Source organism: Streptomyces sp. NPDC048254 (genome assembly GCF_043201895.1).
Taxonomy (GTDB): Bacteria; Actinomycetota; Actinomycetes; order Streptomycetales; family Streptomycetaceae; genus Streptomyces.
In genome coordinates, this window is the sequence record NZ_JBICZJ010000024.1 from 127,434 (window position 1) to 153,406 (window position 25,973).

Here is a 25,973-nt window from a genome sequence, read left to right on the forward strand (position 1 = left end):
GTCAGCCCGCCTCCGTGGCCTTCAGGCTCCACACGACGTACTCCACCAGCCGGCCGACGGTGAGCCCGATGATCTCGTCGAACTCCATCCCGGCCAGGAACTCGGCGAAGTTGACCCGCTTCCCGTACCGCTCCTCCAGGAGCCCGGCGAGGGTGACCAGGTCGATGCTCTCCAGCTCCAGGTCGCGGTTGAAGGTGGTGCTCATGCCGATCTCGGCGTCGTCGTCGCCGTACTCCTCCAGGAGGACGCGGAGCATCCGGGTGAGGTCGGCGAGCACCGCCTCCTCGTCGGCGCGGACTTCGGGCTGGGTCGGATTCATCGCGGGTCCTCCTCTGGGTCTGCGGCTGCCGGTCCGGTCGTCCAGGCCACGACGTAGTCGCGGTCCGGCAGTGCGGGGGGATTGCGGACCGGCGCGCAGTGCACCGGGTAGGCGCGTTCCAGTCGGCCCGAGACCAGCAGCCGGCTGCCGTCCGGGGCCGCCTCCAGGACGGCGAAGTCCCTCGGGCGGCCGTCGAATCCGGTGCCCTCGGCCTTGGCGACGGCCTCCTTGGCGGCCCAGAACCGGGTGAACCACAGCGCTGTGGAGCCGGTTCCGGAAAGTCCGTGCAGCAGGTGCAGTTCGTCCGTGCCGAGGGCGGCCGCCAGGGCGGCCGGGTCGCGTTCGGTGACCTCTTCGATGTCGATGCCCGGGCCGGGTCCGGGCCGGTGCGGTCGTACGATCGCCACGGCCGCCTCGGCCCGGTGGGCGAGCGAGACGTCCAGCGCGGGCAGCGTGCGGCCGTGCACACCGGCCACGTAAGGGCGTCCCAACTCGTCGTTGTGGACCCGGAGTTCGGCGGGGAAGACCGGTCCCTCGCCGTGCTGCCAGAGCCACTGCCGGACCGCGTCCTTGGCGGCGATCCGGCCGAGCAGCCACTGTCTGCGGCCGCGCGGCGCGTGCTCCGCGTACTGCGAACGCTCCACTCCGCCCAGGGAGTTGCGCATGATCAGTTCACGGGAGGCGAGGTCCGGCCAGCGTTCGTGGACCAGTGCGTAGCCGCCCGGCCGCGCCTCGGAGAGGGTGTTGCGGTCGGGGAAGCGCTCGACGGGGCGGGTCTGCGGGTCGTTGTCGAAGCGCCGGTCCTGCCAGCCTTCGATCCGGGCCCATACCCGGTCCTCGACGGTCAGCTCCACGTCCGCCTCCAGGACGGTGTCGGTGAGCGAGGTGATCCGCACCAGGCAGCCGACCTCGGTGCCGGGTGCGGGATGCGGGCCGTGGAAGCGGGTCTCCCGCATCCCCACCGGGAAGACGACGGTTCGCTCGGTGCGGGTGGCCATGATCCAGTAGCCGAGGATCTGGCCGACGTTGTCGAGGAGGGCGCCCGGGGCGGCAGGGGTGGTGATCACGCCGCGGACGTGCCGGTCGCCGATCGCGGTGAGTTCGGTGACGCCCTGGAACGCCGGGCCGTGGAACATCCAGCGCTCGGAGTAGAGCTGCGCGGCGGTGTGGTCGGGGGTGCGTTCGGGGGCAGGCGCCGGGGTGGGGGCGGCAGGCGGGGGCGCGTAGCCGGGGGCGAGTTCGACGACCGCGCGGGCGGTTGGCCCGAAGGCCACCGAGACACGGCCGGGGCCCTCGGGGGTGACGGTGACCGCGACGTCGACGGGAGGCGTGGCGGTGAGCCAGCGGTCGAAACGGGCGCCGTGCACGGCCACCGCCCGCAGTCCGGTGGCCTCTTCGGCCGCGTCCATCAGGTGCCGGACGATGGTGGTGGCCGGGACGACCGGCCAACGGTCCTCGACGTCCGGCCAGCCGGGGCGTTGCGGGTAGAAGCAGTGGTCGAGCAGGTGGGGCATGGTGTCCGGGGAGACCCGGACGGTGGTGGTGCGGGTCTCGGGGGCCGGTGGAGCAGGCAGGGCCGGCGGAACCGGTGGAACCGGCGGGGCCGACGGAAGGGGCGAGACCGCGGGAACCGGCGAAGCCGCAGGGACCGGCGGGGCCGCGGGAACCGGCGGGGCCGGTGTCCGGCGTGCGGTGAGGACGGCGACCGCCGTGTCCGCGGTGTCGCGCAGCAGCGCGCTGAGTTCGGCGGCGGCCGGGACGCGGACGGCCAGGTCGTCGAGCGGGGACGGGCCGGTGGGGGCCTGCGTCCGCCCCAGCTCCGCGCGGAGCCGGTGCAGGACCGGGCCGTCCAGGGACACCAGGGCGCCGTCCAGGTCGAGGCGGACGGGCGGGCGGTGTCGTACCGGCGTACTGGCGCCGTTCGTTCGGGGGACGACCGCTACGACGGCCGGCGCCACGGACGCGCCCGCCGTCCACAACGCCGTCGCCACGCGGCGGAGTTGGGCGAGGCCGGAGCGGTGCGGGGAGTTGGCGGCGACGGCCAGGTGGTCGCGGTCGCCGAGGGTGTCGGCGATGAGGGAGGCCAGCTGGCCGGGGCCGGTCTGGACGAAGGTGCGGTGCCCGGCGGCGTACAGGGCCTCGACCAGCTGCCGGAACCGGACCGGCTCCAGCAGGTGCCGGACGAACAGCTCGCGCACCTCCGCCTCGGCCTGCGGGAAGGGGGCCGCGGTGGTGCCGGACCAGACCGGGACGGCCGGTCTGTGCAGCCGGAAGCGCTCGGCGGCCTCCTTGATGGGTGTCAGATACGGCTCCAGCATCGGCGTGTGGAAACCGGACCGGAACGGCAGCACCTGGCACAGCACGCCGTCGGCGCGGAAGGCGCGGACGAAGTCCGCCACGGCCCGGTCCGGGCCGCAGACCATCGACTGGCCGGGCGCGTTGTCGTGGGAGAGGACGATCCCGGCGTCCGCCCAGTCGTCGTCCAGGGCGGCCAGGACCCGCTCCGCGGGTGCCCCGACGGCGGCGAAGGCGAGACCCGGGACGGTTACCGCGTCGGGGTCGAACTCGGCCATGAACGCGTCCACTTGGTCACCGGAGTAGAGACCGGCGGCGACCATCGCCGTCCACTCGCCGACGCTGTGCCCGGCGACCGCGTCCGGGACCACGCCCATCCGGCGCAGCGCGGTGTCCAGGAGCCGCCCCACGCCGACGACACCGAACCCATGACGGCCCACGTCACCGACCCTTACGTCCTGAGGGGCGGGGCCGGTGACGGTGGGGAGGCCGAAATGCGCGGCGATGTCGTCGACGCGGGGAGTGAACTCGCCTTCCAGACCGGGGAAGACGAAGGCCAGCCTGCCGGTGTCGAGGAGCGGGGCGGGCCGGAACCACACGTCGTTGCGACCCTGCCAGGCCCGGCCCTTGCCGACCGCGCGGCGGGCGAGGGCGAGCCGTTTGGCGGTGGGGTCGACGATGCCCAGGCGGGCCGGACCGGCCTCCGGGTGGGTGCGGTCGGGGGCGAGACCGGCGACGAGGACGGCGGAGTCGTCGGCGGCGAGGGCGGCGGCGAGTTGTTCGGGGGTGCGGGCGGCGAGGAGGAGGATGCGCTCGGGCTCGGTGACCGACGTGACGTGCGCGACGGCGGCGGCACGCTTGCCGGGTGCCTCCTCCAGCACCACGTGTGCGTTGATCCCGCCGAACCCGAAGGCGTTCACCCCAGCCCGGCGCACCGGCTGGTCGGGGGTGGTCTCCCAGGGCTCGGCCCGGTCCAGGGTGCGGAAGCGGGTGTCCGCGAGGGCCGGGTGCGGGTCGTCGCAGTGCAGGGTGGGCAGCAGGGTGGCGTGGTGCAGGGCGAGGGCGGCCTTGACCAGGCCCGCGACGCCGGCGGCCGGCATGGTGTGGCCGATCATCGACTTCACGGAGCCCAGCACGGCCCGGTCGCCGCTGCCGCCCGGCCCGAACACCTCGGCGAGGGTGGTGAGTTCGGCCCCGTCCCCGGCCGGGGTCGCGGTGCCGTGCGCCTCCAGGAGCCCGACGGAGCGCGCGGCGGCGGGGTCGAGACCTGCGGCCCGCCAGGCCTGGCGTACGGCGTGGGCCTGGCCGCCGGGATCGGGGTTGACGAGTCCGGCGGTACGGCCGTCGCTGGCCACGCCGGTGCCGCGGATCACGGCGTAGACGCGGTCGCCGTCGCGTTCGGCGTCGGTGAGGCGCTTGAGGACGACGACGCCGGTGCCCTCGCCGATGAGGATGCCGTCGGCGTCGCGGTGGAAGGGTCGGATGCGCTGGCTCGGGGAGAGCGCGCGCAGCTGGGAGAAGACGCTCCACAGGGTGATGTCGTGGCAGTGGTGCACTCCCCCGGCGAGCATCAGGTCGCAGCGCCCGGCGGCGAGTTCGGTGACCGCCTGGTCGACGGCGACCAGCGAGGACGCGCAGGCCGCGTCCACGGTGTAGGCGGGGCCGCGCAGGTCGAGCCGGTTGGCGATCCGGGAAGCGGCGAGGTTGGGCACCAGGCCGATCGCCGACTCGGGGCTGGCGGGCCCGAGCCGCTCGGTGAACGCCTCCCGCACCCGGGCCAGTTGGCCGGGGGTGAGGTCGGGCACCAACTCGCCCAGGGTGCGTATGAGTTGCCCGGCCGTCCGGACCCGCTGGTCGAGCCGGACCAGACCGGGCGTGAGATAGCCGCCCCGGCCCAGGACGACGCCGATCCGGTGCCGGTCGGGCAGCCGGTCCTCGCCGCCGGCGTCGGCGATCGCGGCGGCGGCCACGTCGAGGGCGATCAGCTGGTCGGGCTCGGTGCCGTCGACGGAGTTCGGCATGATGCCGTACCGGGTGACCTCCACCTCGGCGAGGCCGTCCACGAAGCCGCCGCGCCGGCAGTACACCTGGTCGGGGACGGCGGGCCCGGCCGCCGAGCCGGGCCGGTAGTAGTCCGCGTCCCAGCGCCCTTCGGGCACCTCGCCGATCGCGTCCACGCCGTCACGCAGGTTTCTCCAGTACGCGTCGAGACCTGCGGCGCCGGGCAGCAGCACCGCCATGCCCACGATCGCGACCGGTGTCTGGCGGTCGTCGGTCATGTCACCAGCCCGACGCGGTGTAGACGACGGCCCGGACGGACTCCGCGCCCCAGGCCAGCTCGCGCAGCAGCGCGGCGGCGCCCTCGTCGGGGTCGATCAGCTTGATCCCGCGCCGGGCGTACTCGCGTCCCAGCTCCGGGCTGACCATGCCGGTGTGGCCGCCGGTCGGCGCCCACGGCCCCCAGTGGACGGTCAGCGCCCGGTTGCCGGTGCGGTCCGCCCAGTCGGCGCCGAGGCTCTCCAGGGCGTCGTTGGCGGCGGCGTAGTCGGCCTGGCCCCGGTTGCCGAGGACGGCGGAGATGCTGCCGAACAGCACCGCGAAACCGGGTCCGTTGGGCAGCTCCTCAAGGGCGGCGAGCAAGGTGGTCGCGCCGGCCGTCTTCGTGCCGTAGACCCGCTGGAAGGACTCCGGGGTCTTCTCGGCGATCAGCCGGTCCTCGATCACGCCGGCCGCGAAGACGACCCCGTCCAGGCGGCCGTGGTCGGCGTGGATCTCCTTGACGGCCTGGAGTGCGGCGTCCCGGTCGCGGAAGTCGACGGCGTGGTAGCGGGCCTCGCTGCCGAGCGCGGCGAGTTCGTCGAGGGTGGTGGTGATCTCCCGCTGGGCGAGGATCAGTTCGGTCTCCCGGTTGACCTCGGCGGGCTTGAGTCCGCCCCTGGCCGCGAGGGCCGCGCGGAGTTCGGCGGGGGTCCCCGCGGCTGCGGTGTCCGGGGCCTCGGGGCCGGTGGGTGCGGGGGTCCGGCCGAGCAGTTCGACACGGCAGCGGCAGGCGGCGGCGAGTCCGGCCGCGAACTTCGCGGTGATGCCCCGGGCCCCGCCGACCAGCAGCACCACGGAGTCCCGGTCCAGGCCGAGCGCGGCGGCCTCGGCGGCCCCTTCCCCGGCCGGTCCGGCACCGGTGCTGCCGAGCGGGCCCAGCGGCACCTCGGCGAGCTCCAGCCCCTGCCGGCCGGCGGCGGTGCGCAGGACGACGGGTGCCGGCTCCGGTGCGAGCAGTTCGGCGAGCAGTGCCTCGGCGACGGCGGCCGGTCCGGTGTCCGTGAGGGTCACGACCCGGGCGACCGTCTCCGGGTACTCGCGGGCGACGGTACGGAACAGCCCGTGCAGCCCGGCCGAGCGGGCCGCGTCCTCGCCCTCGGCGGGTCGGGCGGCGAGCAGCCAGCGCGGGCCGCGCGCCAGGGCCGCCCGCAGCACGGGGAACGCGTCCGGCAGCACGGGCGTGTCACCGCCGGGCAGCGCGCCCAGGTACACCACCCCGTCGACGGTTCCGTCCGCCTCGCCGAGCCGGTGGTCCGGGCCGACGGTAAGGCACTCGGCGCCGTACGCGGAGAGCCGTTGCGCCAGCTGGGCGCCGTCCCCGAGGATCACGAACCGCCTGCCGGACAGCAGGGCGGCCGGGTCGGCGACGGCGTCCGGCTCCGCCAGTGCGACGGGACGCATCTCGAACCGCTTCGGCGCCTCGCCCGGCGGGACCTCCTCGGCCGTCGCGGCCGCTGCCGCCGGCTCGGCCGCGGCGCCCGTCCGGTCGGTGGTGCCGCCGGTGGTGGCCGTGGCCGTCTCCTCCTGCCGTTCGCCGCCGTCGACCCGCGCCTTCAGCCATCCGGTGACGGCCGCGGCCGTCCGCGCCTTGGCCAGTTCCTCCAGCTCGGCGTCGTCCAGGGTCTCCGCCCCGCCCGCGATACCCAGCCGCTTCGCCAGCTCCCCGGCGATCTCGGCCCGTTTGATCGAGTCGATGCTCAGGTCCGCCTCCAGATCGAGGTCGGGCTCGATCATGTCGACGGGGTAGCCGGTGCGCTCGCTGATGATCTCCAGGACGACCCGCTCGACGTCGGTCCCCGCGGCCGCCGCCACGGCGGGCGCGGCCGGCCCGGCCACCGGCTCCGGCTGGGATACGACGATCTCGGCGGGCGCGAGCGCGGGCGCAAAGGCAGGTGCGAGTGCGGGCGCGAGCTGCTGCGGCGACGCCGGCGCGGCGGGCACCGCCCCCGGTACGGCCCCGAAGTAGGTGAGCAGCACATCGCGCTGCGCGGCGATCATCTCCCGGCTGGTGCGCAGGAATTCGGAGATCAGCGCGTCCCGGTCGGCCGGGGCGCCGTGCGGCTGGTTCGTCGTCACAGTCGTCTCCACGACTCGTCGGGCCGGTGCGAGGGCACCGGGCAGGAGGTCTCCGGTGGCGGTGCGCACGAGCTGTCCGTCGACCGTCCAGCCGGGCCGCTTGGGCACCGGGGTCCGGACCGCGTCCACGGCGTCACGGCCGCGCAGCAGCCAGGCGGTGCGTACCGGTGCCCCGGCGACGGCCAGCCGGGCGAGTGCGTCGAGCCAGCCGCGCAGTCCGCTGTCGGCACGGGGTTCGCAGGCCACCGTGGTGTGCGGGCGGTCGCCGAGGATCTGCCCGACGAGCCGGGTGAGGACGGTGCCGGGCCCGGCCTCGACGAAGACCCGCGCCCCGGCCTCGTACATCGCCTCGATCTGGGCGGCGAAGGCGACGGGGGAACCGATCTGGGCGGCGAGTTCGGCGCGTACGGCACCGGGATCCGGCGGGTAGGGGGCCGCCGTGCGGTTGGACCACACCGGGAACTCGGGCGGTCGTACGGCCGTCTCCGCGAGGACCTCCGCGAACCGGTCCCCGGCGCCGGCGACCACCGGGCTGTGGAAGGCGCAGGCCACCGGGATCCGCTTGGCGCCGATCCCGCCCTCGCGCAACAGCCGTACCGCTTCGGTCACTTCTTCCGTGGGGCCCGAGATCACGCTCTGCTTGGGCGAGTTGTGGTTGGCGACCACGACCGAGTCCGGGACTCCGGCGGTGCGCAGCGCGTGTTCGACGTCCTCCGCCGCGCCGGACACGGCGGCCATGGTGCCCGGTTCGTCGCCCGCGGCGGCCAGGATCGCGGCGGCCCGTTCGGCGCTCAGTTCCAGGAGGGTCTCGGGGGTGAGGGCGCCGGCCGCGCTGAGGGCGACGAGTTCGCCGTAGCTGTGTCCGGCGGCCATGTCGGGTCGGACCCCGGCCGCCGTCAGCAGGGCGTGGGCGGCGAGGCCGGTGATGCCGAGGGCGGGCTGCGCGGCCCGGGTGTCGGTGAGGGCGGCCCGGTGGCGCTCACGGGTGGTGTCGTCGAAGGCGGTCGGCGGGTAGAGGGGGCCTGCGTGGGCCCGGCCGAGCTGGAGGTAGTGCTGGAGCTCGGGGAAGGCGACGAGGAGGTCGGCGAGCATGCCGGGGCGCTGGCTGCCCTGGCCGGGGAAGAGGAACGCGACCTTGGCGTCGGTGTCGGCCGTCGGGTCGGCCAGGTGGAGGCCGGCGGCCGGCTCGTGCTCGCCCGCGAGGATCCGCCGTAGCTGCCCGGTCAGCTCGTCCGGGTCACGCGCCACCACCGCGGCGCGTACCGGCTCGTGCGAGGCGTCCGCGCGGCGGGCGGCGGCGAGCGCCAGGTCGCGCAGCCGCCACGACCCCGTCTCGGCGGCCCGCAGGATCTCCTCGACGCCCCGGTGGGCGGCCTTCTCGTCCCGTCCCCGGAACAGGAACAGCTCGGCGGGCCAGAGGTCCAGCCCCTGCTCCGGCGGTACGACGCTGTCGTAGGCGCCGAGCACCACGTGGAAGTTGGTGCCGCCGAAGCCGAACGCGCTGACCCCGGCGACCCGTTCGGCGGCCGGAGCGGTCCACGGCCGGGCCTCGGTGTGGAAGGCGAACGGGCTGTCCTCTTCCTTCCAGGCCGCATTGGGCCGGTCGAGGTGCAGGGTGGGCGGCTTGACGCCGGTGTGCAGGGCGAGGGTGGTCTTGATCAGCCCGGCGAGTCCGGCGGCGCACTTGGTGTGCCCGATCTGGGACTTGACCGAGCCGAGCGCGCAACCGCCGTTCTCGGCGCCCGCCTCCGCGAACACCTCGCTGAGGATGGTGAGTTCGGTGCGGTCGCCGACTACGGTGCCGGTGCCGTGCGCCTCCACCAGGCCGACCTGTGCCGGGGACACGCCGGCGTTGCGGTACGCGCGTAGCAGCGCGGCCCGTTGTCCCTCGGGGCGCGGGGCGGTCAGGCCCAGGGAGCGGCCGTCGCTGGAGGAGCCGAGTCCCTTGATCACGCCGTAGATGCGGTCCCCGTCGCGTTCGGCGTCGGCCAGCCGCTTGAGGACGACGCAGGCCACGCCCTCGCCGAGCGCGATGCCGTCGGCGGAGCCGTCGAAGGCGCGGGAGCGGCCGGTCGGCGAGAGGGCGTGCACCGAGGAGAAGAGGACGTAGTCGTTGATGCCGTTGTGCAGGTCGGCGCCGCCGCACAGCACGACGTCGCTGGTGCCGGCGGTGAGTTCCTTGCAGGCGACGTCGACGGCGGCCAGCGAGGAGGCGCAGGCGGCGTCCACGGTGTAGTTGGCGCCGCCCAGGTCGAGGCGGTTGGCGATCCGCCCGGAGATGACGTTGGCGAGCATGCCCGGGAAGGAGTCCTCGGTGAGCCGGGGCAGTTGCTCTTCGAGGCCGTCGGGGACCTTGCCGTAGTAGGAGGGCAGTACGGCGCGCAGGGTGGCGGCGTTGGAGAGGTCGCTGCCGGCCTCGGCGCCGAAGACCACGGAGGTGCGGGAGCGGTCGAACTCCCGTCCCCGGGCGCCGTATCCGGCGTCGTCCAGGGCGCGCCGGGCGGCCTCCAGGGCGAGCAGCTGGACCGGTTCGATGTGGCCGAGGGAGGCGGGCGGGATGCCGTAGCTCAGCGGGTCGAAGGGGATGGGGGGCAGGAAGCCGCCCCACTTGGAGGTGGTGTTGCCGTCGGCGTGGTGGACGGCCGGGTCCCAGCGCTCGGGCGGGACCTCGGTGACCGCGTCGTGTCCGGCGACCACGTTCGCCCAGAAGGTGGCGAGGTCCGGGGCGTGCGGGAACATGCCGGCCATGCCGACGATCGCGATGTCGAGCGGGGCGGGGGCGGGCGGTTCCTCGTGCGGTTCGGGTGCCGGCCGCCGCTGGGCCAGGAAGTCGGCGGCGCCGTCGGTCACGGCGCGGTGCAGGGCGGCCACGGTGGTCGTCGCCGAGCGCAGCACGGCGACCTCGCCGGCCATGAACATCCCCTCGTTGAGCTGGCGTTGCTCGTCCACGGGCGTCAGCCCGCCGCCGTCCGCACGGTCGACGCCCTTGCTGGCGATGCGCAGCCGGCCGACGTTGAGCCGCTCCAGTTCCTCCCACAGCCGCCGGTCCGGTACTCCGTTCGCCCGCAGTTCCGCCTCGCGCCGGTGGTAGTCGAGGGTGAAGGGGCTGGGCACGCAGCGGGTGGCGTGACCGGGTGCGGTCTCCAGGAGGGCGGTCGAGGCGGCGGCCCTGACCTGGCGCTGGAAGAGGGGCTGGATCGCGCCCCGGTCCACGGCCTCCTCGGTGAAGAGGTAGGCGGTGCCCATCAGCAGGCCGACGGCGGCGCCCCGGGCGGTCAGGGGCACGGCGAGCGCGGCGACCATCGCCGCGGAGCGTTCGTCGTGGATGCCGCCCGCGAAGAACACCTCCAGGCCCTCGGCCGCCGGGAAGTCCTCCAGCACGGCGAGTTGGGCCTCCCAGAGCGGGAAGCTCGCGCGCGGTCCGACGTGGCCGCCGCACTCGGAGCCCTCGAACACGAACCTGCGGGCCCCGGCCTCCAGGAACTGCCGGAGCAGCCCGGGCGAGGGCACGTGCAGGAAGGTGCTGATCCCGGCCCGCTCCAGCGCCTCCGCCTGGGCGGGGCGGCCGCCCGCGATGATCGCGTGGCTGGGCCGCAGTTCCCGTACGGCGTCGAGCTGGGCGTTCCTGAGTTCCTCGGGGGCGAAGCCGAGCACGCCGACGCCCCAGGGCCGGCCGTCCAGTGCGGCCTTGGCCTCGGTGAGCATCTCCCGGGTGCGGGCGCCGTCGGCGAGGGCCAGCGCCAGGAAGGGCAGCGCCCCGTCGTCGGCGACGGCCGCGGCGAAGGCGGCCCGGTCGCTGACCCGGGTCATCGGGCCCTGGGCGACGGGCAGCCGGGTGCCGAGGGCGCGGCTCATGGCGGAGGTGGCGGGCCGTAACGCGTCCGGGGCGGAGAGGCCGGACCTCGGCGCGTCCGGGGCGGACGTCTCGGGCCGTACCGCGGCCGGGGCGACGGCACCGCCGCCCTCCCGGATCGCCGCCGTCAACTCCCTTACGGTCCGCCGGACATCACCCCACCGCTCGGCGAACCGGGCGGCGAGGAAGCCGTCCTGTCCCACCGGCAGCAGCTGGGTGCGCAGGTCCTCGGCACCCAGCAGCGCGGCGACCGCGGCCGGGTCGTCGGCGGGCGGGCGCACGGCGTCCGGGCCGCGCCGGTGCAGTACCCGGTGACCGGCCACGACGGCCGTCTCGGAGCCGTCCAGCGAGCGCAGCACGGCGGCCGTCGCCTCGGGCAGCCGGGACTCGGCGAGCAGGGCCAGCTGGCTGTCCAGGACGACTCCGGCCGCACCGCCGGCCACCGCGGCCGCCGCGGTACGCGGCCCGATGCCTCCGCAGGCCCACACCGGTACGTCCAACTCGGGTGCGTCGAGCAGTTGTTGGAGCAGGACGAAGGTGCTCAGGCCGCCGACCCGGCCACCGCTCTCGGCGCCCCGGGCGATCAGCCCGTGCGCTCCGGCCGCGACCGCTGCGCGGGCCCCGGCCAGATCGGTCACCTCGGCCAGCACGCGGCTGTGCGGGGCGAGTTGACCCACAGTCCAGGGTGCGCCGGCGGCCAGGACCACCGTGTCGGGTACCGGGCCGAGGTCCTGCGGGGTGAGCGCGCAGCCGGGGGCGACCCGCACGCCGTACGGTGCGGGCGCCGCCCGTTTCAGCCGGGCCAGCGCCTCCCGGGTTCTTCGGTCACCGCGTCCCAGGTCCAGGACACCGAGTCCGCCGGCGGCACAGACCGCTGTGGCGAGCCGGGCGTCGGGTTCTCCGAAAGGGGTGATGCACATGATCAGGTCGACGGCACGCACAGGGGACGTCATGATGCTCCGAATAATCGGGAGGACAGCACGGTGGGGGATGTGTGCGGCGGAGAGCTCCGGGTGAGGCCCCCGGAAACTAGCGAGTTCATTACTCGCGGGTCAATAACGGAACGGCCCTATCACGCCCGGGGGTATTGATTCGGCCAGCCGGGGGAATTCACCGCAAGAGCCGAAAATCCGGGTAATCCACTGCACCGGAACGGCCGTCGAACCGGTGGAGCACAGGCGTCACACCGTCACAAGACCGTCAAAGCACCCGGGCGATTCACCCGGCACTCACCCCGGCGCAACACCCCGTGCGGCCGCGCCGAGCTCTGTAAATTCCGGATGACTTCGGTCCGCTGGCTCGATCCTGGCACACCGGAAACGCGTGCCGCTCACCCCTGCACGAAGCCTGCACCATCCCTGACCCAAGCCTGACAAAAACCTGTCGTCAAGTGTATTACTTCACATGAAACACGCGATGGGGAAAATCCTTGTAAACCCTTGAAGTAAAGCGGCCGGAGAGCCTTCGCCCGCCGGCCGCCCATTGACTTGGATTCAGTGGTCTCAGCCGCTCACCCGCGTGCTGGTGCGCAGCTTCAGGTCGCCGGACGAGGCACCCACCCAGACGGTGCGCCGTCCGGTGCCGAGTGTCCAGCGATGACGCCGGGCGTCCCACGACGACAGGGTGCGCGCGGCGACCCGTACGGTGACCCGCCGCCGCTCCCCCGCCCGCAGCTCCAGCCGCCGGAACCCGCCCAACACCCGTACCGCCTGGTCGAGTCGGAGGTCGGGTGAGCGCCCGACGTACACCTGAGGCACCTCCACCCCCGTCCTGCGCCCGGTGTTGCGCACGCTGAACGCCACCTCCAGACCGCCGCGCGTCCAGCGCGCCTGAGCGTCGGAGTAGGCGAAGGAGGTGTACGACAGTCCGTGCCCGAAGGGGAAGAGGGGCCGCACGCCCTGCGCGTCGTACCAGCGGTAGCCGACGTGGATGCCCTCCGAGTACTCCTCGGTGCCGTCGACGCCGGGGTAGCGGCGCGGGTCGCCGGCGACCGGGTGGTGGTCGTCGTCGACCGGGAAGGACTGGGTGAGGCGCCCGCCGGGGTCGCTGTCGCCGAACAGGACGGCGGCGGTGGCGGCCGCGCCCGCCTGGCCGGGGTAGTACATCTGGAGCACGGCCCCGGTGTCCGCGAGCCACGGCATCGAGGTGGACGACGAGGTGTTGAGGACGACGGTGGTGCGCGGGTTGGCCGCGGTCACCGCCCGGATCAGCTGCTCCTGGTGGCCGGGGAGGGCGAGGGTCGTGCGGTCGAGGCCCTCGGTGGCGTCCTCGTAGGCGAACAGCACGGCATGGCGTGCGGCGCGGGCCGCGGTCACGGCCTCGGCGACGTCCTGGGCCCGGGTCGCTCCGGTGATCCGGCGCAGCCGGAACAGCAGACCGGAGTCGCCGCCCGCCGCCGTGATCTTCAACTTGTGTGCGCCCTTGGCGAGCCGGAGGGTGGCACGGCGGACGCCGAGGCCGTCGGGGGCGACGGCGACGAGCCCGCCGGAGAAGTACTCGCCGTATCCGGGCGCGATGGGGAACAGGTCCTCGCCGTCCAGCAGGACCGTGGGGCGGGCGGTGGCCGCGGACGAGAAATGGAGGATGCGAGTCCACTCGTCGGTCTCGCCCACGGTGAGCGTGCCGTCGTACTCCCAGGTCTTCCCGGCGGCGACCCGCTGCCCCTCGCTGTCGAAGGCGGGGCTGAGGGCGGTCGCCGGCACCGCCTTGCCGAAGAGGTCCTCGCCGAGTGCGTAGGTGACCGTGCCGTGCGCCCGGGCCCTGAGGGCGTCGAGGGGGCTGTCGGCGTGGTCGGGGATGACGTGGGCGCTGCCGCCGCCGCTGACGAAGGGGAGGCTGCCGGTCGGCCCGATCACCGCGATGCCGCCGCCGTCCAGGGGCAGGGTGCGGCGCTCGTTGCGCAGCAGGGTCGCGCCCGCCTTGGCGACCTCCAGGGCCACGGCCGCGCCCGCCTCGGCGTCGCGGCCGGGGCGCGGCGGGGCGCTGCCGTCGAGGAGGCCGAAGCGGTCCATCACCGAGAGGATCCGCCGTACCGCCCGGTCGAGGTACGTCTCGGCCACGCTGCCGTTCTGTACCGCGGACTTGAGGGCCGTACCGAAGTACGTCCCGTCGGGCATCTCCATGTCGAGGCCGGCGGTGATCGCGGCGACCGTGCTGTGCGCGGCGAACCAGTCGGTCATCACCCAGCCCCGGAAGCCCCACTGGTCGCGCAGGATGTCGGTGAGGAGGGTCTTGTTCTCGCAGGCGAAAGTGCCGTTCACCTTGTTGTAGGCGCCCATGACCGCGCCGGTGCCGGCCGCCACCGCCGCCTCGAAGCCGCGCAGTTCGATCTCGTGCATGGTCTGTTCGCCGGCCTGCACGTCGATCGAATTGCGGTCCTTCTCCTGGTTGTTGAGCGCGAAGTGCTTGACGGTCGCGATCAGGCCCTCGCCCTGGATACCGCCGATCTCGGCGGCGACCAGGTCCGAGGCGAGCAGCGGGTCCTCGCTGAAGGTCTCGAAGTTGCGGCCCGCGTAGGGGGTGCGGATGAGGTTGACCATCGGGGAGAGCAGGACGTCCTGGCCGAGGGCGCGGCCCTCGCGGCCGATCACCTGGCCGTAGCGGCGGGCCAGCCCGGGGTCGAAGGCGGAGGCGAGCAGGACGGGGGCGGGCAGGGCGGTGGCGTGTTCGGTGATACGGACGCCGGCCGGGCCGTCGGCGAGTCTGAGGGGCGGGATGTCCAGCCGGGGGACGCCGGGCACGTAGCCGGCCTGGCCGAGCGAGTCGGGGTCGGTGGCCCCGTGCAGCAGGGAGATCTTCTCGTCCAGCGTAAGTCCGGCGATCAGCCGCTCGACCCGGGGGCCGGCTCCGGCCTCGGGTCTTCCGGCCGCCGCGGCGGAGGTGAGCGGGACGAGTCCGCCGGTGGCCGCGGCGGCGACCGCGATGGCACCGGCCGTCAGTCGCAGGGCGGATCGTCGGGAGACGGTTTCGGGCATGAGCCGTCACTCCTTCGGTGTGCGGGCACGACGATGTGGACCGCGAAGGCGCGCCCGGGCGCCCGGATCGCGTTCGGCATGTGAACGCACCATCCGCCACACCACCTTGACGAACCGTCAACCGCACCACCGGCGCGTCGGAAACGTAGATCCGGTGGTGACTCGTGTCAACGATCTGAACAGAAAACGGTCCGGCGCCGACAAGAACCGAAAACGGAGGGCCACTTCACACCGTGACCCTCCACCGATCCACCCACTGGACCGCCACCGCTTCGGCGTGCGGCCCGCCACCCACCGGCTAGCCGAGCAGGCTTCCCACCCCGCTCACGACACCCGTCACCGTGGCCGGCACGGCCTCCAGGACGTCGCCGACCGTCCCGGCGAGCGTCGCGACGGGCTCGGGCTGCCCCTGCGGCTCGGCCGGCCCGACCGGAGCCGGTTCGTCATGGGAGCCGACCTGCGCGACCCGTGTGCTGTACGGCTCCTGCGGATTCCCGGGCACCTGCGGCGGTGCCTCCGGATCCGGCGGGGGCGCGGGGAGTTCCGGCTCCTCGTCCTTCTTCGGTCCGGATGGCGCGGAGTGCGTGGCGCCCGGCGTCACCGGCTCGCCCCCGCCGCCCGACGCCAGCTCCCAGCGCTGCCGAAACGATCCGTCACGCCGGGCCACGACCACCTTCGTGCCGTCCACGGCCAGCGCGAGGTCCTTGTCCCAGCGCAGCAGGAGCTCACCTCGGACCGTCAGGTCGTAGGACACCTCGCCCGCGTGCACCAGGCAGCCGGAGACCACGACCCGGTGCGTGGCCGGGTCGGCGGCTAGGCAGAGGCTGGGATCGAGCGCGCTGCGCAGCAGGCCGTCGTCCTGGTACGACCACTGCTGGGACCCGGCGTCCGAACACCTGCCGAGCCGCAGGTCCGCGCCCAGCCGCGGCCGGCCGCCGCGCACGTCCAGGCAGAGCCCGGCATCGAGGCTGCGCAGCCTGCCGTGGGCGATCTCGACGGGCTCGCCCGCGGAGGCCGGGGACGGGGAGGTACCTGCGGAGGCCTTCGGGTCGGGGCCGGGCCGGGTGGTGCTGGTGCTGGGGGCGCCCCAGGTGGTGGTGCCGGGGTCGGGGACACCGCTGTCGTCGGACCAGCCCCTGACCACCAGCACGGTGGCGAGCAGTGCGAGGGAGACCAGGCCGGCGCCGGCCAGCAGGGCCTTGCGCCGGCCGCCCTCGGACACCGTGCGGTGCCGGCCGCCGGGCACCGCCGCGGGCTCGGGTTCGGGGCCGGCCGGCCAGGCCTCGACGGCGCCGACGCCGGCGCCGTGGCCGGGCCGCGAGTCGAGATAGCGGCGGGCGCCCCAGCCGAGCACGGTCTCGGCGAGCAGCACCTCCAGACCGCCGTCGAAGTGGCTGAGCTGTTCGGCGGCGTGCCGACAGAACCGGCACACCGTCAGGTGCTTTTGCACATCGGGGAGCAGAGAGCCGCCCCGGCGAATGGGGACGTCGAGGAGACGGTTGTAGAAACGGCATTCCTTCGAAGGCGCGAGTTCCCGGTGTGCGCGCACCAGGCCGACCCGGAATTGTTCACGGGCCTGGTCGAGGGCGGCCGTCGCGGTAGTGGTGTCTACACCCAACAGACTGGCGGGTATGTTTATGGGTTCGGCTTCGGCCTCGGTGTGCCAGAGGAGGCATTGCGAGGCCCCGGGAAGAGCCTGGAAGGCGCGTTCTGCGAGTTGCCGTCTTTCCGGGGTGCCCGGTCTCGCGGCGCTGAGTCCGCGGCCGCCGGTGGTTTTGCGCAGTTCCGGTACGACCACGGAAATGGCTTCGTCGGCCGCCCAGGCGCGGACCGTCTCCCGTACGGCGACGAGGAGCTGTGGACGCAGGGCGCCGCCGATCGCGCCGCCGGCCAGCCGGCCGAGCACCCGCTCGAAGGCGGCGCTGGCGACCAGTTGCGCGACGGGGGTGGCGGAGGCGAGGCAGACGACCGCGTAGTCGCAGGTGGCACGCCAGTGCCGGGTGAGCAGCAGGGCGACGGCATGGTGCCTGGCCGCGGGGGTTCCGGTGAGCTGGGCGATGAGATCACGGTCGGACTCCCCCGGGCTCGAACCGGGACGAGGCGGGTAAGGCGGGCGTGGGGGGTAGGGGGATTGCACTGAACCATTTCCTTCCGAGCCGCAGGACGGCATGCGAAATGGCGTCCTGACGGAATGCAGTGCCTGATTGGTGCATACCTTTTGGAGCCCATAAGGACCGGACTAACGGCCATGCCGGCCTCTGGACCCTCCCGCGGGGAGGCTCACCTTCGCACACGGCCCTCACAGGAAACAAGAAGTCGGGGTGACCTAAGTTCAAAGTTCTGGAAATTCAGATAAGTTACCGCCGGTATCCCCGACCGGATTGGATTCAGCGGGTTCACAGGTTCAACTTGTGCGCGCCACGGGCCCGATGGCACACGAAACCTTCAACTCCCGGACGGCCGCGGTCCCGGCGGCGGAACGCGGCCTTCCACAGCCGTCTCCCACGTTTCTCTCGGTCCGCTCTCATCCTGGTGGGCCAGCATGTGCCGCATGACCGCCCCCCACACCTCCCCCGCCCCCATGTCCCCCCGGTCGGTGCGCAAGGCCGTCGTCCCTGCCGCCGGACTGGGCACCCGGTTCCTGCCCGCCACCAAGGCGACCCCGAAGGAGATGCTGCCGGTCGTCGACAAGCCGGCGATCCAGTACGTCGTCGAGGAGGCCGCCCAGGCCGGGCTCGACGACATCCTCATGGTCACCGGCCGGCACAAGCGGGCCATCGAGGACCACTTCGACAGCGCCTTCGAGCTGGAGCAGGCGCTGGCCGCCAAGGGCGACACCGTGCGCCTGGACGCCGTACGCGATCCCGCGCGGCTCGCCGACATCCACCACATCCGCCAGGGCGACCCGCTCGGCCTCGGCCACGCGGTGCTGTGCGCCAAGCACCATGTGGGCGACCAGCCGTTCGCGGTGCTCCTCGGTGACGACCTGATCGACGCGCGCGAGACCCTGCTCAGCCGGATGCTGGACGTCCGCGACCGCTTCGAGGGCAGCGTGGTGGCGCTGATGGAGGTCGATCCGTCGCAGGTCCACCTCTACGGCTGTGCCGCCGTCGAGCACACCGGCGAGGACGGCGTGGTGCGGGTGACCGGCCTGGTGGAGAAGCCGTCCCCGGAGAACGCGCCCAGCAACTACGCGGTCATCGGCCGCTATGTCCTCGACCCCGAGGTGTTCGGCGTCCTGGAGCGGACCGCGCCCGGCCGGGGCGGCGAGATCCAGCTGACCGACGCACTCCAGGAACTGGCCGCGGGCGGCACGGTGCACGGGGTCGTCTTCGACGGACTGCGCTACGACACCGGCGACAAGGCCGACTATCTGCGCACGGTGGTCCGGCTCGCCTGCGAACGCCCGGATCTGGGGCCCGAGTTCACGGCATGGCTGAAGGAGTTCGTGGCGGGCCTGGCAGCCGGCGAGACGGCACGACGCTCCGACCGGGCCGCCTGAGCGAGCCACGCGAGAGCGGGGAAGCCCCACCGTCGCCGGTCGCAGTTGCTCCGGGGTCGCCGGCGCTGGGGAGCGGTTCTCCGGGCTGCTGCACGTCCCGAAGGGCTGATACCTCGGCAGTGCAGGCCTCGGCGTGCTGGACATCGCCCGCGGCTACGGCCTGGCGGGGCACCGCGCCGAGTCCCTCGAAGACCTCGGCGACCACATCCGCCAGGGCGCCACGGCAACCGGCCCCCGGCTTGTCGAGATCCTGCAACGCCGACCGGCAGCCCTTCCGAGGAGACCTCCCCGGCGCTCCGGCCCGGTCGTGCCGGGCCCAGGTGCTGATGCGGCGGCATGGCGCTACCGTCGTGTGGAGAGCCAGGGACGTGTTCACCGGTCCGGCGCGGGCTTCTTCTCCGACCGCGGGCCGGCCTTTCCTTCCTGTCACGCGACGCGTTCCCTCCGGAGAAGCTGGAACAAGGAGGCTTCCGATGGCGTCCACCGCACGGCGGCGGAATCTCCCGATGACTCTGGCGGCAGTCGCGATCGCCGTCGCCGGCATGGCTGCCGCGGCCCCGCCGGGCGGTGCGGCGGACACCGGACACGCAGCCGGCAAGCAGACGAAACCCACGATCGTCCTCGTGCACGGCGCGTGGGCGGACGCGTCGAGCTGGAACGGCGAGGTCACTCTCCTGCGCCACGCGGGCTACACGGTGCGGGCCATCGGCAACCCGCTGGAGAACCTGACGACCGACGCGCAGACGGTCCAGTACTTCCTCAAGAGCATCAAGGGCCCGATCGTCCTGGTGGGGCACTCCTACGGCGGCTCGGTGATCACCAACGCCGCCCAGGGAGTCGCCAACGTCAAGGCACTCGTCTACGTCGACGCCGCCGTACCCGCGGTCGGGGAGACCACGGCGCAGCTCAGCGGTTCGACGTCGGTCCTGACCAAGGGGAAGCCGGCCGATCTGTACGACGCCGTGCCGTACGCGAACGCACCGTCCAAGGCGTCCGCGCTGTACCTCAAGGAGAACGTGTTCGTCACCAAGTTCGCGAGCAGTGTGCCTCATGACCGGGCGGTCAGCCTGTGGGCCACCCAGCGCGCCGCGACCACGGTGGCCTTCAACACCCCGTCCAAGTACCAGGCGTGGAAGACGATCCCTTCCTGGTACTTCATCAGCACCGGCGACCAGATCATCACGCCCAGCTCGGAGAGGATGATGGCGCGCCGCGCGAAGTCCAACGTGACCGTCTACCAGGGCGGTTCGCACCTCACGCTGGTGTCGGACCCGGCAGCCGTGACAAAAGTGATCCAGTCGGCAGCCTCGTCCGTACGATGAGACGGCGGGCGACCGACGCGTCTCGAAACCGGCCAATGCCTCTCGCCGCGGAATCAGCGCCCGCCCAGGACCGTCCGGTCCGGCCGATCCCTTCGATCCGGCCGGTCCGGCCGGCCTCACGTAAGGATGAGCAATGAGCACGGTCACCACATCCGACGGCACGATCATCTTCTACAAGGACTGGGGCCCCCGCGACGGCAAGCCCATTGTCTTCCACCACGGATGGCCGCTGAGCGCCGACGACTGGGACAACCAGTTGCTGTACTTCCTGTCCAAGGGGTACCGCGTCATCGCCCATGACCGGCGCGGCCACGGCCGTTCGAGCCAGACCGCCACCGGTCACGACATGGACACCTACGCGGCCGACGTCGTCGCGCTGACCGACGCCCTCGACCTGAAGGACGCGGTGCACATCGGCCACTCCACCGGCGGCGGCGAGGTCGCCCGTTATGTCGCGCTGGCCAAGCCGGGGCGGGTCTCCAAGGCCGTCCTCGTCGCGGCCGTACCGCCAGTCATGATCAAGAAAGAGAGCAACCCGGAAGGCCTGCCCATCGAGGTGTTCGACGGGTTCCGCACCGCGCTGGCCGCCAACCGCGCCCAGTTCTACATCGACGTGCCCTCGGGGCCGTTCTACAACTTCGACCAGCCCGGGGTCGAGAAGTCGCAGGCCCTGATCGACCGTTGGTGGCTCCAGGGCATGACAGGCGCCGCCAACGCGCACTACGAGTGCATCAAGGCCTTCTCCGAGACCGACTTCACCGAGGACCTCAAGAAGATCGAGGTCCCGGTGCTCGTCATGCACGGCACGGGCGACCAGGTCGTGCCGTACGCCGACGCCGGCCCGAAGTCCGCCGAGCTGCTCAAGAACGGCCGGCTCAAGAGCTACGACGGCTACCCGCACGGCATGTTGTCGACGCACCCGGACGTCCTCAACCCCGACATCCTCGCCTTCATCGAGGAGTAGCCGGGGCTGCGGAGCGGACTCCCCCGGCAGGCCCGTGCCCTGCCGGGGGCGGACGAAGGCGCGCGCACGGCGGTACGGCGGGGAATCCACGGGCAGGCCGGCCCGCTCGGCGCAGACGGTCGGCCGGCCCGCCACTCCGCCTCGGTCTCCGGGGACTTGCGCGTCTCCGATCGCTCAACCGTTGGGGCGGAGTGTCCAGATCACGGTCATCTCGCCGGTCACCGCGCCGTCCTCGCGCTGGATGGTGACGGCGACCGGGAACTCGGGGCGCTTGCCCTCGTCGAGTTCGGCGACGACGTCGGCGATCGGGCGGCCCAGGGTCGCGGTCGCCCTGACCGGTCCGAGAGCCACCTTCTTGTAGGCGATCTCGGCGCTGACGGCGAGCGGCACGGCCCGGGAGAGCTGGTCGCCGAAGGCGGCGAGGACGATCGCGCCGCTCGCCGACTCGGCGAGGGTGAACATCGCACCCGCGTGCGGTCCGCCGATGTGGTTGTGGAAGTCGCCCTGGTCCGGCAGGGACAGCACGGCCCGCTCCGGAGTGGTCTCCAGGTACTCCAGGTTGAGGGTCCGCACCATCGGCACCGTGGCGGCGAGCATCTCGCCGATCGACATCTGGTCTGTGCTCATGACGGTCATGTTACTCACGGGTAGCAGAGTCTGAACAGTGCCGGCGCGCAGATCGTCGTCATCGCGGCCACGACCTGGTGTCGTGGGCGTTCGCCGGCGCCAAGGCTGTAAGACGTTGCGGGCGGCACTAGGGTTACGAGCCATGTGGCCAGAACAGCAGCCGCCAGGGGGCGAGCAGTACCCGCAGAACAACCCGTATCAGCAACCGGGTTACCAGCAGCCGAATCCGTACCAGCAGCCCGGATACCAGCAGTATCCGCAGCCGGGCGGGTACGGGCAGCAACCGCAGTGGGGTCCGCCGGGACCGGCCGGCGGGCCGCAGGCACCGCAGGGCGGGGGCGGCGGCAACCGGACGAAACTGGTCGCGATCCTCGCGGCCGCGGCCGTCGTCGTGGCGGCCGGGGTGACCGGGTTCCTGGTGCTCGGCGGTAACAAGGACGACAAGGACGACAAGGCTGACAGCGGGAAGGACCAGCGGTCGACCCGGTCGGCGACACCGTCGCCGACCGTCTCCGTGTCCGCCTCGACGGACGACAACCCGCGCGGCCAGGAGACCGAGAAGCCGACGGTCGCGGGCTGGAAGACCGTCGTGAACCCCAAGTGGGGCACGGCCTTCGACGTGCCGGCCGACTGGGAGGTGCTGACCCCCGGTACGTCCATCGGCTTCGAGGACAAGGACGGCAAGCCGATCGTCACCATGTCGGGGGCCGCCCAGTACAAGTCGAAGTGGTGCACGAGCGACGACGACAAGGACGGCAGGACCGAGGACACGTCCCTCGCGGCGGTCGGCACCAAGGGCGAGAGCGGCGCGAAGGGCGGCGGTGACGCGGCTGTCCGGGAGGTCCCCTGGTGGGTGTACGGCGGCTACACGCAGCCGGACAAGAAGAGCATCACCTACGACAAGAAGGCCACCGCCTACACCACCGCGTCCGGTCTCAAGGGCGCCTACGCCTGGGCGCGTTCGGCGCACACCCCGCAGAAGGGCAAGTGCGCGAGCGACGGCAAGGCGATCACGTTCGGTTTCGAGAACTCGGCCGGCGACCTGGTGTCCTGGGACTTCTACGGCGCCAAGGGCGTCGGCGGCGAGGTCCCGACGGCGACGATCATGAAGATCCTCAGCACGGTCCGGCTGCACGGCACCCCGACCGCGAGCTGACCTGATCAGGGGGCCTGAAGCCCACCAAACAGTTTGGCAAGCCGGACCCCCGGCGGGGATAGTCAGGCGGTGACCTCCACCTCCGACGCCCCCGGCACCCCCGCCCGCCTGCGCAGACCCGGCTGGGCGGGCCGCAACTACAGCCTGCTGACCGCGGCGGCGGTCGTGACGAGCCTGGGCGCGGGCGGCTCGCTGATCGCCGCCGCGTTCGCGGTCCTGGACGCGGGTGGCGACGGCGGGGACGTCGGCCTGGTGGCCGCCGCCCGGACCCTTCCGCTGGTGCTGTTCCTGCTCATCGGCGGCGCGGTGGCGGACCGGTTCCCCCGCCACCGGGTGATGGTCGCGGCCAACTGCCTCAACTTCCTCTCCCAGGGCACCTTCGCCGTCCTGGTGCTCGCGGGTGACCCCCGGCTGTGGCAGATGATGCTGCTCACGGCGCTGGGCGGCACCGGCCAGGCGTTCTTCAGCCCGGCGGCCGAGGGCATGCTGATGTCCTCGGTGAGTGGGGAGCAGGCGGCCCGCGCCTTCGCCGTGTTCCGGATCGCGATGCAGGGCGCGGCCCTCGGCGGTGCGGCTCTCGGTGGTGCGCTGGTAGCGGCGGTGGGGCCCGGCTGGGTGCTGGCGGTGGACGCGGCCGCGTTCGCCGTCGCCGGCGCACTGCGCTCGTTCCTCGACGTCAGCCATATCCCGCCGCGCACCCCCGGCGAGGGGATGCTGGCCGACCTCCGGGAGGGCTGGCAGGAGGTCAAGGGGCGCCCCTGGCTGTGGGGCATCGTCGTCCAGTTCTCGATCGCGAACGCGGTGGTGGGCGCGGCCGACGCGGTCTACGGCCCGCTCGTCGCCCGCGACAGCCTGGGCGGACCGGGCCCGTGGGGCCTGGCGCTGGGCGCCTTCGGCGCGGGCACGGTGGCCGGGGCCCTGCTGATGACCCGCTGGAAACCCCGCCGGCTGCTGTTCGTCGGCACCCTCTGCATCTTCCCGCTGGCCCTGCCCTCGGCGGCGCTGGCGGTGCCCGTCCCGGTGGGCATCCTCTATGTGGTGATGTTCGTGTCCGGGACGACGGTCGAGGTCTTCGGCGTCTCCTGGATGACCGTGCTGCACCAGGAGATACCCGAGGACAAGCTCTCCCGGGTCTCGGCGTACGACTGGTTCGGCTCCGTCTCCCTGCTGCCTCTGGCGACCGCGCTGGCGGGTCCCGCGGAGGACGTTTTCGGCCGGAGTCCGGCGCTGTGGGGCTGCGCGGGCCTGGTCGTCGCCGTCACGGCCGCGGTCCTGCTGGTGCCGGACGTCCGCAAGCTCACCCGCCGCACGGTCCCGGTCACCGCACAGCCGACGCCGGCGTCACCCGATGCCGAACGTTCCGCCGGGGGGCTCGGGTGACGGCACCGCGTCCGCGTCCCCGACCGGCCCGGCCCCGCCGACGAACCGGCGCAGCGCGGGCCCGTGTTCGACCCGCGCCGGAAACACGTCGGCGGCCGTGCGCCGGGCCAGCACGGCGGTGTCGACGGGCCGGTGCGAGGCGATGAGCACCGCGTTCCCGAACCGCCGCCCGCGCAGCACCCCCGGCTCGGCGATGACCGCCAGCTCCTCGAACACGGCCGCGAACGTGGCGAGTTGGGAGCGCAGGAAGTCGAAGGGGGCGGAGTCCGCGAGATTGGCCAGGTAGACCCCGTCGTCCCGCAGTACCCGCTCGGTCTCCCGGGCGTAGCCCAGCGAGGTCAGATGCGCGGGGATCCGGGACCCCCCGAAGACATCGGCGATCAGCACGTCCGCCGAGTCGCCGGGCGCACCCTCCAGCCAGCCCCGGGCATCGGCGGCGTGCAGGGCGATCCCGGTGGGGGCCGGCAGCGGCAGATGCTCGGTGACCAGGTCCAGCAGTCCCCGGTCGGCGTCCACGACGTCCTGCCGGGATCCCGGCCGGGTCGCCGCCACGTACCGGGGCAGCGTGAGGGCGCCCCCGCCGAGATGCAGCACGTCCAGGGGCGCCCCGGTCTCCGCCACCGCGTCCAGCACGTACCCGAGCCGCCGGGCGTACTCGAACTCCAGATGCGTCGGCGCGTCGAGATCGACGTACGACTGGGGCGCCCCGTCGACGGTCAGCAGCCAGGCCCGGTCCCGGTCGACGTCGGGCATGAGCTTGGCGGTGCCGTGATCGGTGACCCGGACGACGGGTATGGCTTCGTTCACCTCTCCATTGTGCGATGCCCGTGCCTGCCCAGGGGCGGCCTCACTCCACCGAGGTCACCGTCCCCGCCCCCACCGTCCTGCCACCCTCCCGGATGGCGAACCCGAGGCCGGCCTCCAGCGGCACCTCCCGCCCCAGCTCCACGGTCATCTCCACCGTGTCCCCGGGCCGGGCGACCGCCACCTCGCCGAGGTCGACGTCGCCGACCACATCCGCCGTACGGATGTAGAACTGCGGGCGGTACCCCGTCGAGACAGGGGTCGTACGACCCCCTTCGCGCCCCGACAGCACATACACCCGCGCCGAGAACCGCCGCGCCGGCACCACACTCCCCGGCGCCGCCACCACGTGCCCGCGCCGCACCGCGTCCCGGGGCACCCCGCGCAACAGCAGCGCCACGTTGTCCCCGGCCTGCGCCTCGTCCATCGGCTTCCCGAAGGTCTCCAGGCCGGTGACGACGGTCTCGACGTCCGCGCCGAGCACCTCGATCCGGTCGCCGACCCGCACGGTCCCCCGCTCGATCGCACCGGTCACCACGGTCCCGCGCCCGGTGATGGTGAGCACGTTCTCCACCGGCAGCAGGAACGGCGCGTCCAGATACCGCTCGGGCATCGGCACGTACGTGTCCACCGCGTCGAGCAGCGCCTCGATGGACGCCGTCCACCGTGGGTCGCCCTCCAGCGCCTTGAGCCCGGAGACCCGGACGACGGGCACCGAGTCGCCGCCGTAGCCGTGTGCGCTGAGCAGCTCGCGGACCTCGAGCTCGACCAGTTCGACGAGCTCCTCGTCGGCCGAGTCCGCCTTGTTCAGCGCGACCACTACGTGGTCGACGCCCACCTGCCGGGCGAGCAGCACGTGTTCGGCGGTCTGCGGCATGATCCCGTCGAGCGCGGAGACCACGAGGATCGCGCCGTCCAGCTGCGCGGCCCCGGTGACCATGTTCTTGACGTAGTCGGCATGGCCCGGCATGTCCACGTGGGCGTAATGCCGGGTGTCGGTCTCGTACTCGACGTGCGCGATGTTGATGGTGATGCCGCGGGCGGCCTCCTCCGGGGCCCGGTCGATGCGGTCGAACGGCACGAAAGTGCCGGTGCCGCGCTCGGCGAGGACCTTGGTGATGGCGGCGGTCAGGGTGGTCTTGCCGTGGTCGACGTGGCCCATCGTGCCGATGTTGAGATGCGGTTTGGTGCGGACGTATGCCGTCTTGGGCATGGCTCTACCTCGAAGCCTGAACTGCGGTGAAGCGTCTCGTCGGGGCGAGACGCGGGGACCCCGGAGAACCGCCGACCCTCCCCCTGCGGGGTCCGCCGGACGATCCGGGGAGGGTCAGCTTCGGGCGCCGTCGACAGCGGCCAGGAGAACGGGCACGGCAGCCTTCGGC

General features: G+C 73.2%; 13 protein-coding genes. 5 read left to right on the forward strand and 8 right to left on the reverse strand.

Features of this window, described 5'->3' with window-relative positions:
• Position 1: 1 nt before the first annotated feature.
• The 5 genes from ACGFZQ_RS44860 to ACGFZQ_RS44880 all read right to left on the reverse strand — a co-directional run bounded on the left by ACGFZQ_RS44860 (position 2) and on the right by ACGFZQ_RS44880 (position 16,973).
• Positions 2-319 carry an acyl carrier protein gene (locus ACGFZQ_RS44860; RefSeq protein ID WP_351706099.1) on the reverse strand — a complete coding sequence of 106 codons (318 nt, stop codon included), beginning with the start codon at positions 317-319 and terminating at the stop codon, positions 2-4.
• Positions 316-4,893: a beta-ketoacyl synthase N-terminal-like domain-containing protein gene (locus ACGFZQ_RS44865; protein WP_393845326.1), complete on the reverse strand. Its 4,578-nt coding sequence runs from the start codon at positions 4,891-4,893 to the stop codon at positions 316-318. The genes ACGFZQ_RS44860 and ACGFZQ_RS44865 overlap by 4 nt, the downstream gene beginning before the upstream one ends.
• A 1-nt stretch (position 4,894) precedes the next feature.
• Positions 4,895-11,815, reverse strand: a complete 6,921-nt coding sequence (locus ACGFZQ_RS44870) for an SDR family NAD(P)-dependent oxidoreductase (RefSeq protein ID WP_393845327.1) — start codon at positions 11,813-11,815, stop codon at positions 4,895-4,897.
• Between the two features lie 549 nt (positions 11,816-12,364).
• Positions 12,365-14,836: a beta-glucosidase gene (locus ACGFZQ_RS44875; protein WP_393845328.1), complete on the reverse strand. Its 2,472-nt coding sequence runs from the start codon at positions 14,834-14,836 to the stop codon at positions 12,365-12,367.
• Positions 14,837-15,134: 298 nt separating this feature from the next.
• Positions 15,135-16,973, reverse strand: coding sequence for a ricin-type beta-trefoil lectin domain protein (locus ACGFZQ_RS44880; protein WP_393845329.1), 1,839 nt, complete (start codon positions 16,971-16,973; stop codon positions 15,135-15,137).
• A 414-nt stretch (positions 16,974-17,387) separates the two neighbouring features.
• On the opposite strand from ACGFZQ_RS44880, the gene galU reads away from it, so the two are divergent.
• From galU to ACGFZQ_RS44895, 3 genes are all read left to right on the forward strand, one after another.
• Entirely contained in the window at positions 17,388-18,338 is a 951-nt protein-coding gene (gene galU / locus ACGFZQ_RS44885; protein ID WP_393845330.1) for a UTP--glucose-1-phosphate uridylyltransferase GalU, read from the forward strand.
• A 473-nt stretch (positions 18,339-18,811) separates the two neighbouring features.
• Positions 18,812-19,660, forward strand: a complete 849-nt coding sequence (locus tag ACGFZQ_RS44890) for an alpha/beta hydrolase (protein WP_393845331.1) — start codon at positions 18,812-18,814, stop codon at positions 19,658-19,660.
• 133 nt (positions 19,661-19,793) lie between these two features.
• On the forward strand, positions 19,794-20,624 hold the full coding sequence (locus ACGFZQ_RS44895) for an alpha/beta hydrolase (protein ID WP_351733991.1): 831 nt from the start codon (positions 19,794-19,796) through the stop codon (positions 20,622-20,624).
• A 174-nt stretch (positions 20,625-20,798) separates the two neighbouring features.
• On the opposite strand, the gene ACGFZQ_RS44900 is transcribed toward ACGFZQ_RS44895, so the two are convergent.
• Positions 20,799-21,236 (reverse strand): DUF4442 domain-containing protein, encoded by a 438-nt coding sequence (locus ACGFZQ_RS44900; protein WP_393845347.1) that lies wholly within the window; start codon positions 21,234-21,236, stop codon positions 20,799-20,801.
• A 157-nt stretch (positions 21,237-21,393) separates the two neighbouring features.
• Here ACGFZQ_RS44900 and ACGFZQ_RS44905 point away from each other — a divergent pair, with 157 nt between their 5' ends.
• Entirely contained in the window at positions 21,394-22,407 is a 1,014-nt protein-coding gene (locus ACGFZQ_RS44905; RefSeq protein WP_393845332.1) for a hypothetical protein, read from the forward strand.
• A gap of 69 nt (positions 22,408-22,476) precedes the next feature.
• Complete coding sequence (locus ACGFZQ_RS44910) at positions 22,477-23,787, forward strand: MFS transporter (protein ID WP_393845333.1); 1,311 nt, start codon at positions 22,477-22,479, stop codon at positions 23,785-23,787.
• Here the strand turns inward: ACGFZQ_RS44910 and ACGFZQ_RS44915 are convergent.
• Both ACGFZQ_RS44915 and tuf read right to left on the reverse strand, forming a co-directional pair.
• Positions 23,749-24,594 carry a spermidine synthase gene (locus tag ACGFZQ_RS44915; protein WP_382530290.1) on the reverse strand — a complete coding sequence of 282 codons (846 nt, stop codon included), beginning with the start codon at positions 24,592-24,594 and terminating at the stop codon, positions 23,749-23,751. The two genes, ACGFZQ_RS44910 and ACGFZQ_RS44915, sit on opposite strands and share 39 nt — an antisense overlap.
• A 40-nt stretch (positions 24,595-24,634) precedes the next feature.
• Positions 24,635-25,804, reverse strand: coding sequence for an elongation factor Tu (gene tuf / locus ACGFZQ_RS44920; protein WP_393845334.1), 1,170 nt, complete (start codon positions 25,802-25,804; stop codon positions 24,635-24,637).
• Between the last annotated feature and the right edge of the window lie 169 nt (positions 25,805-25,973).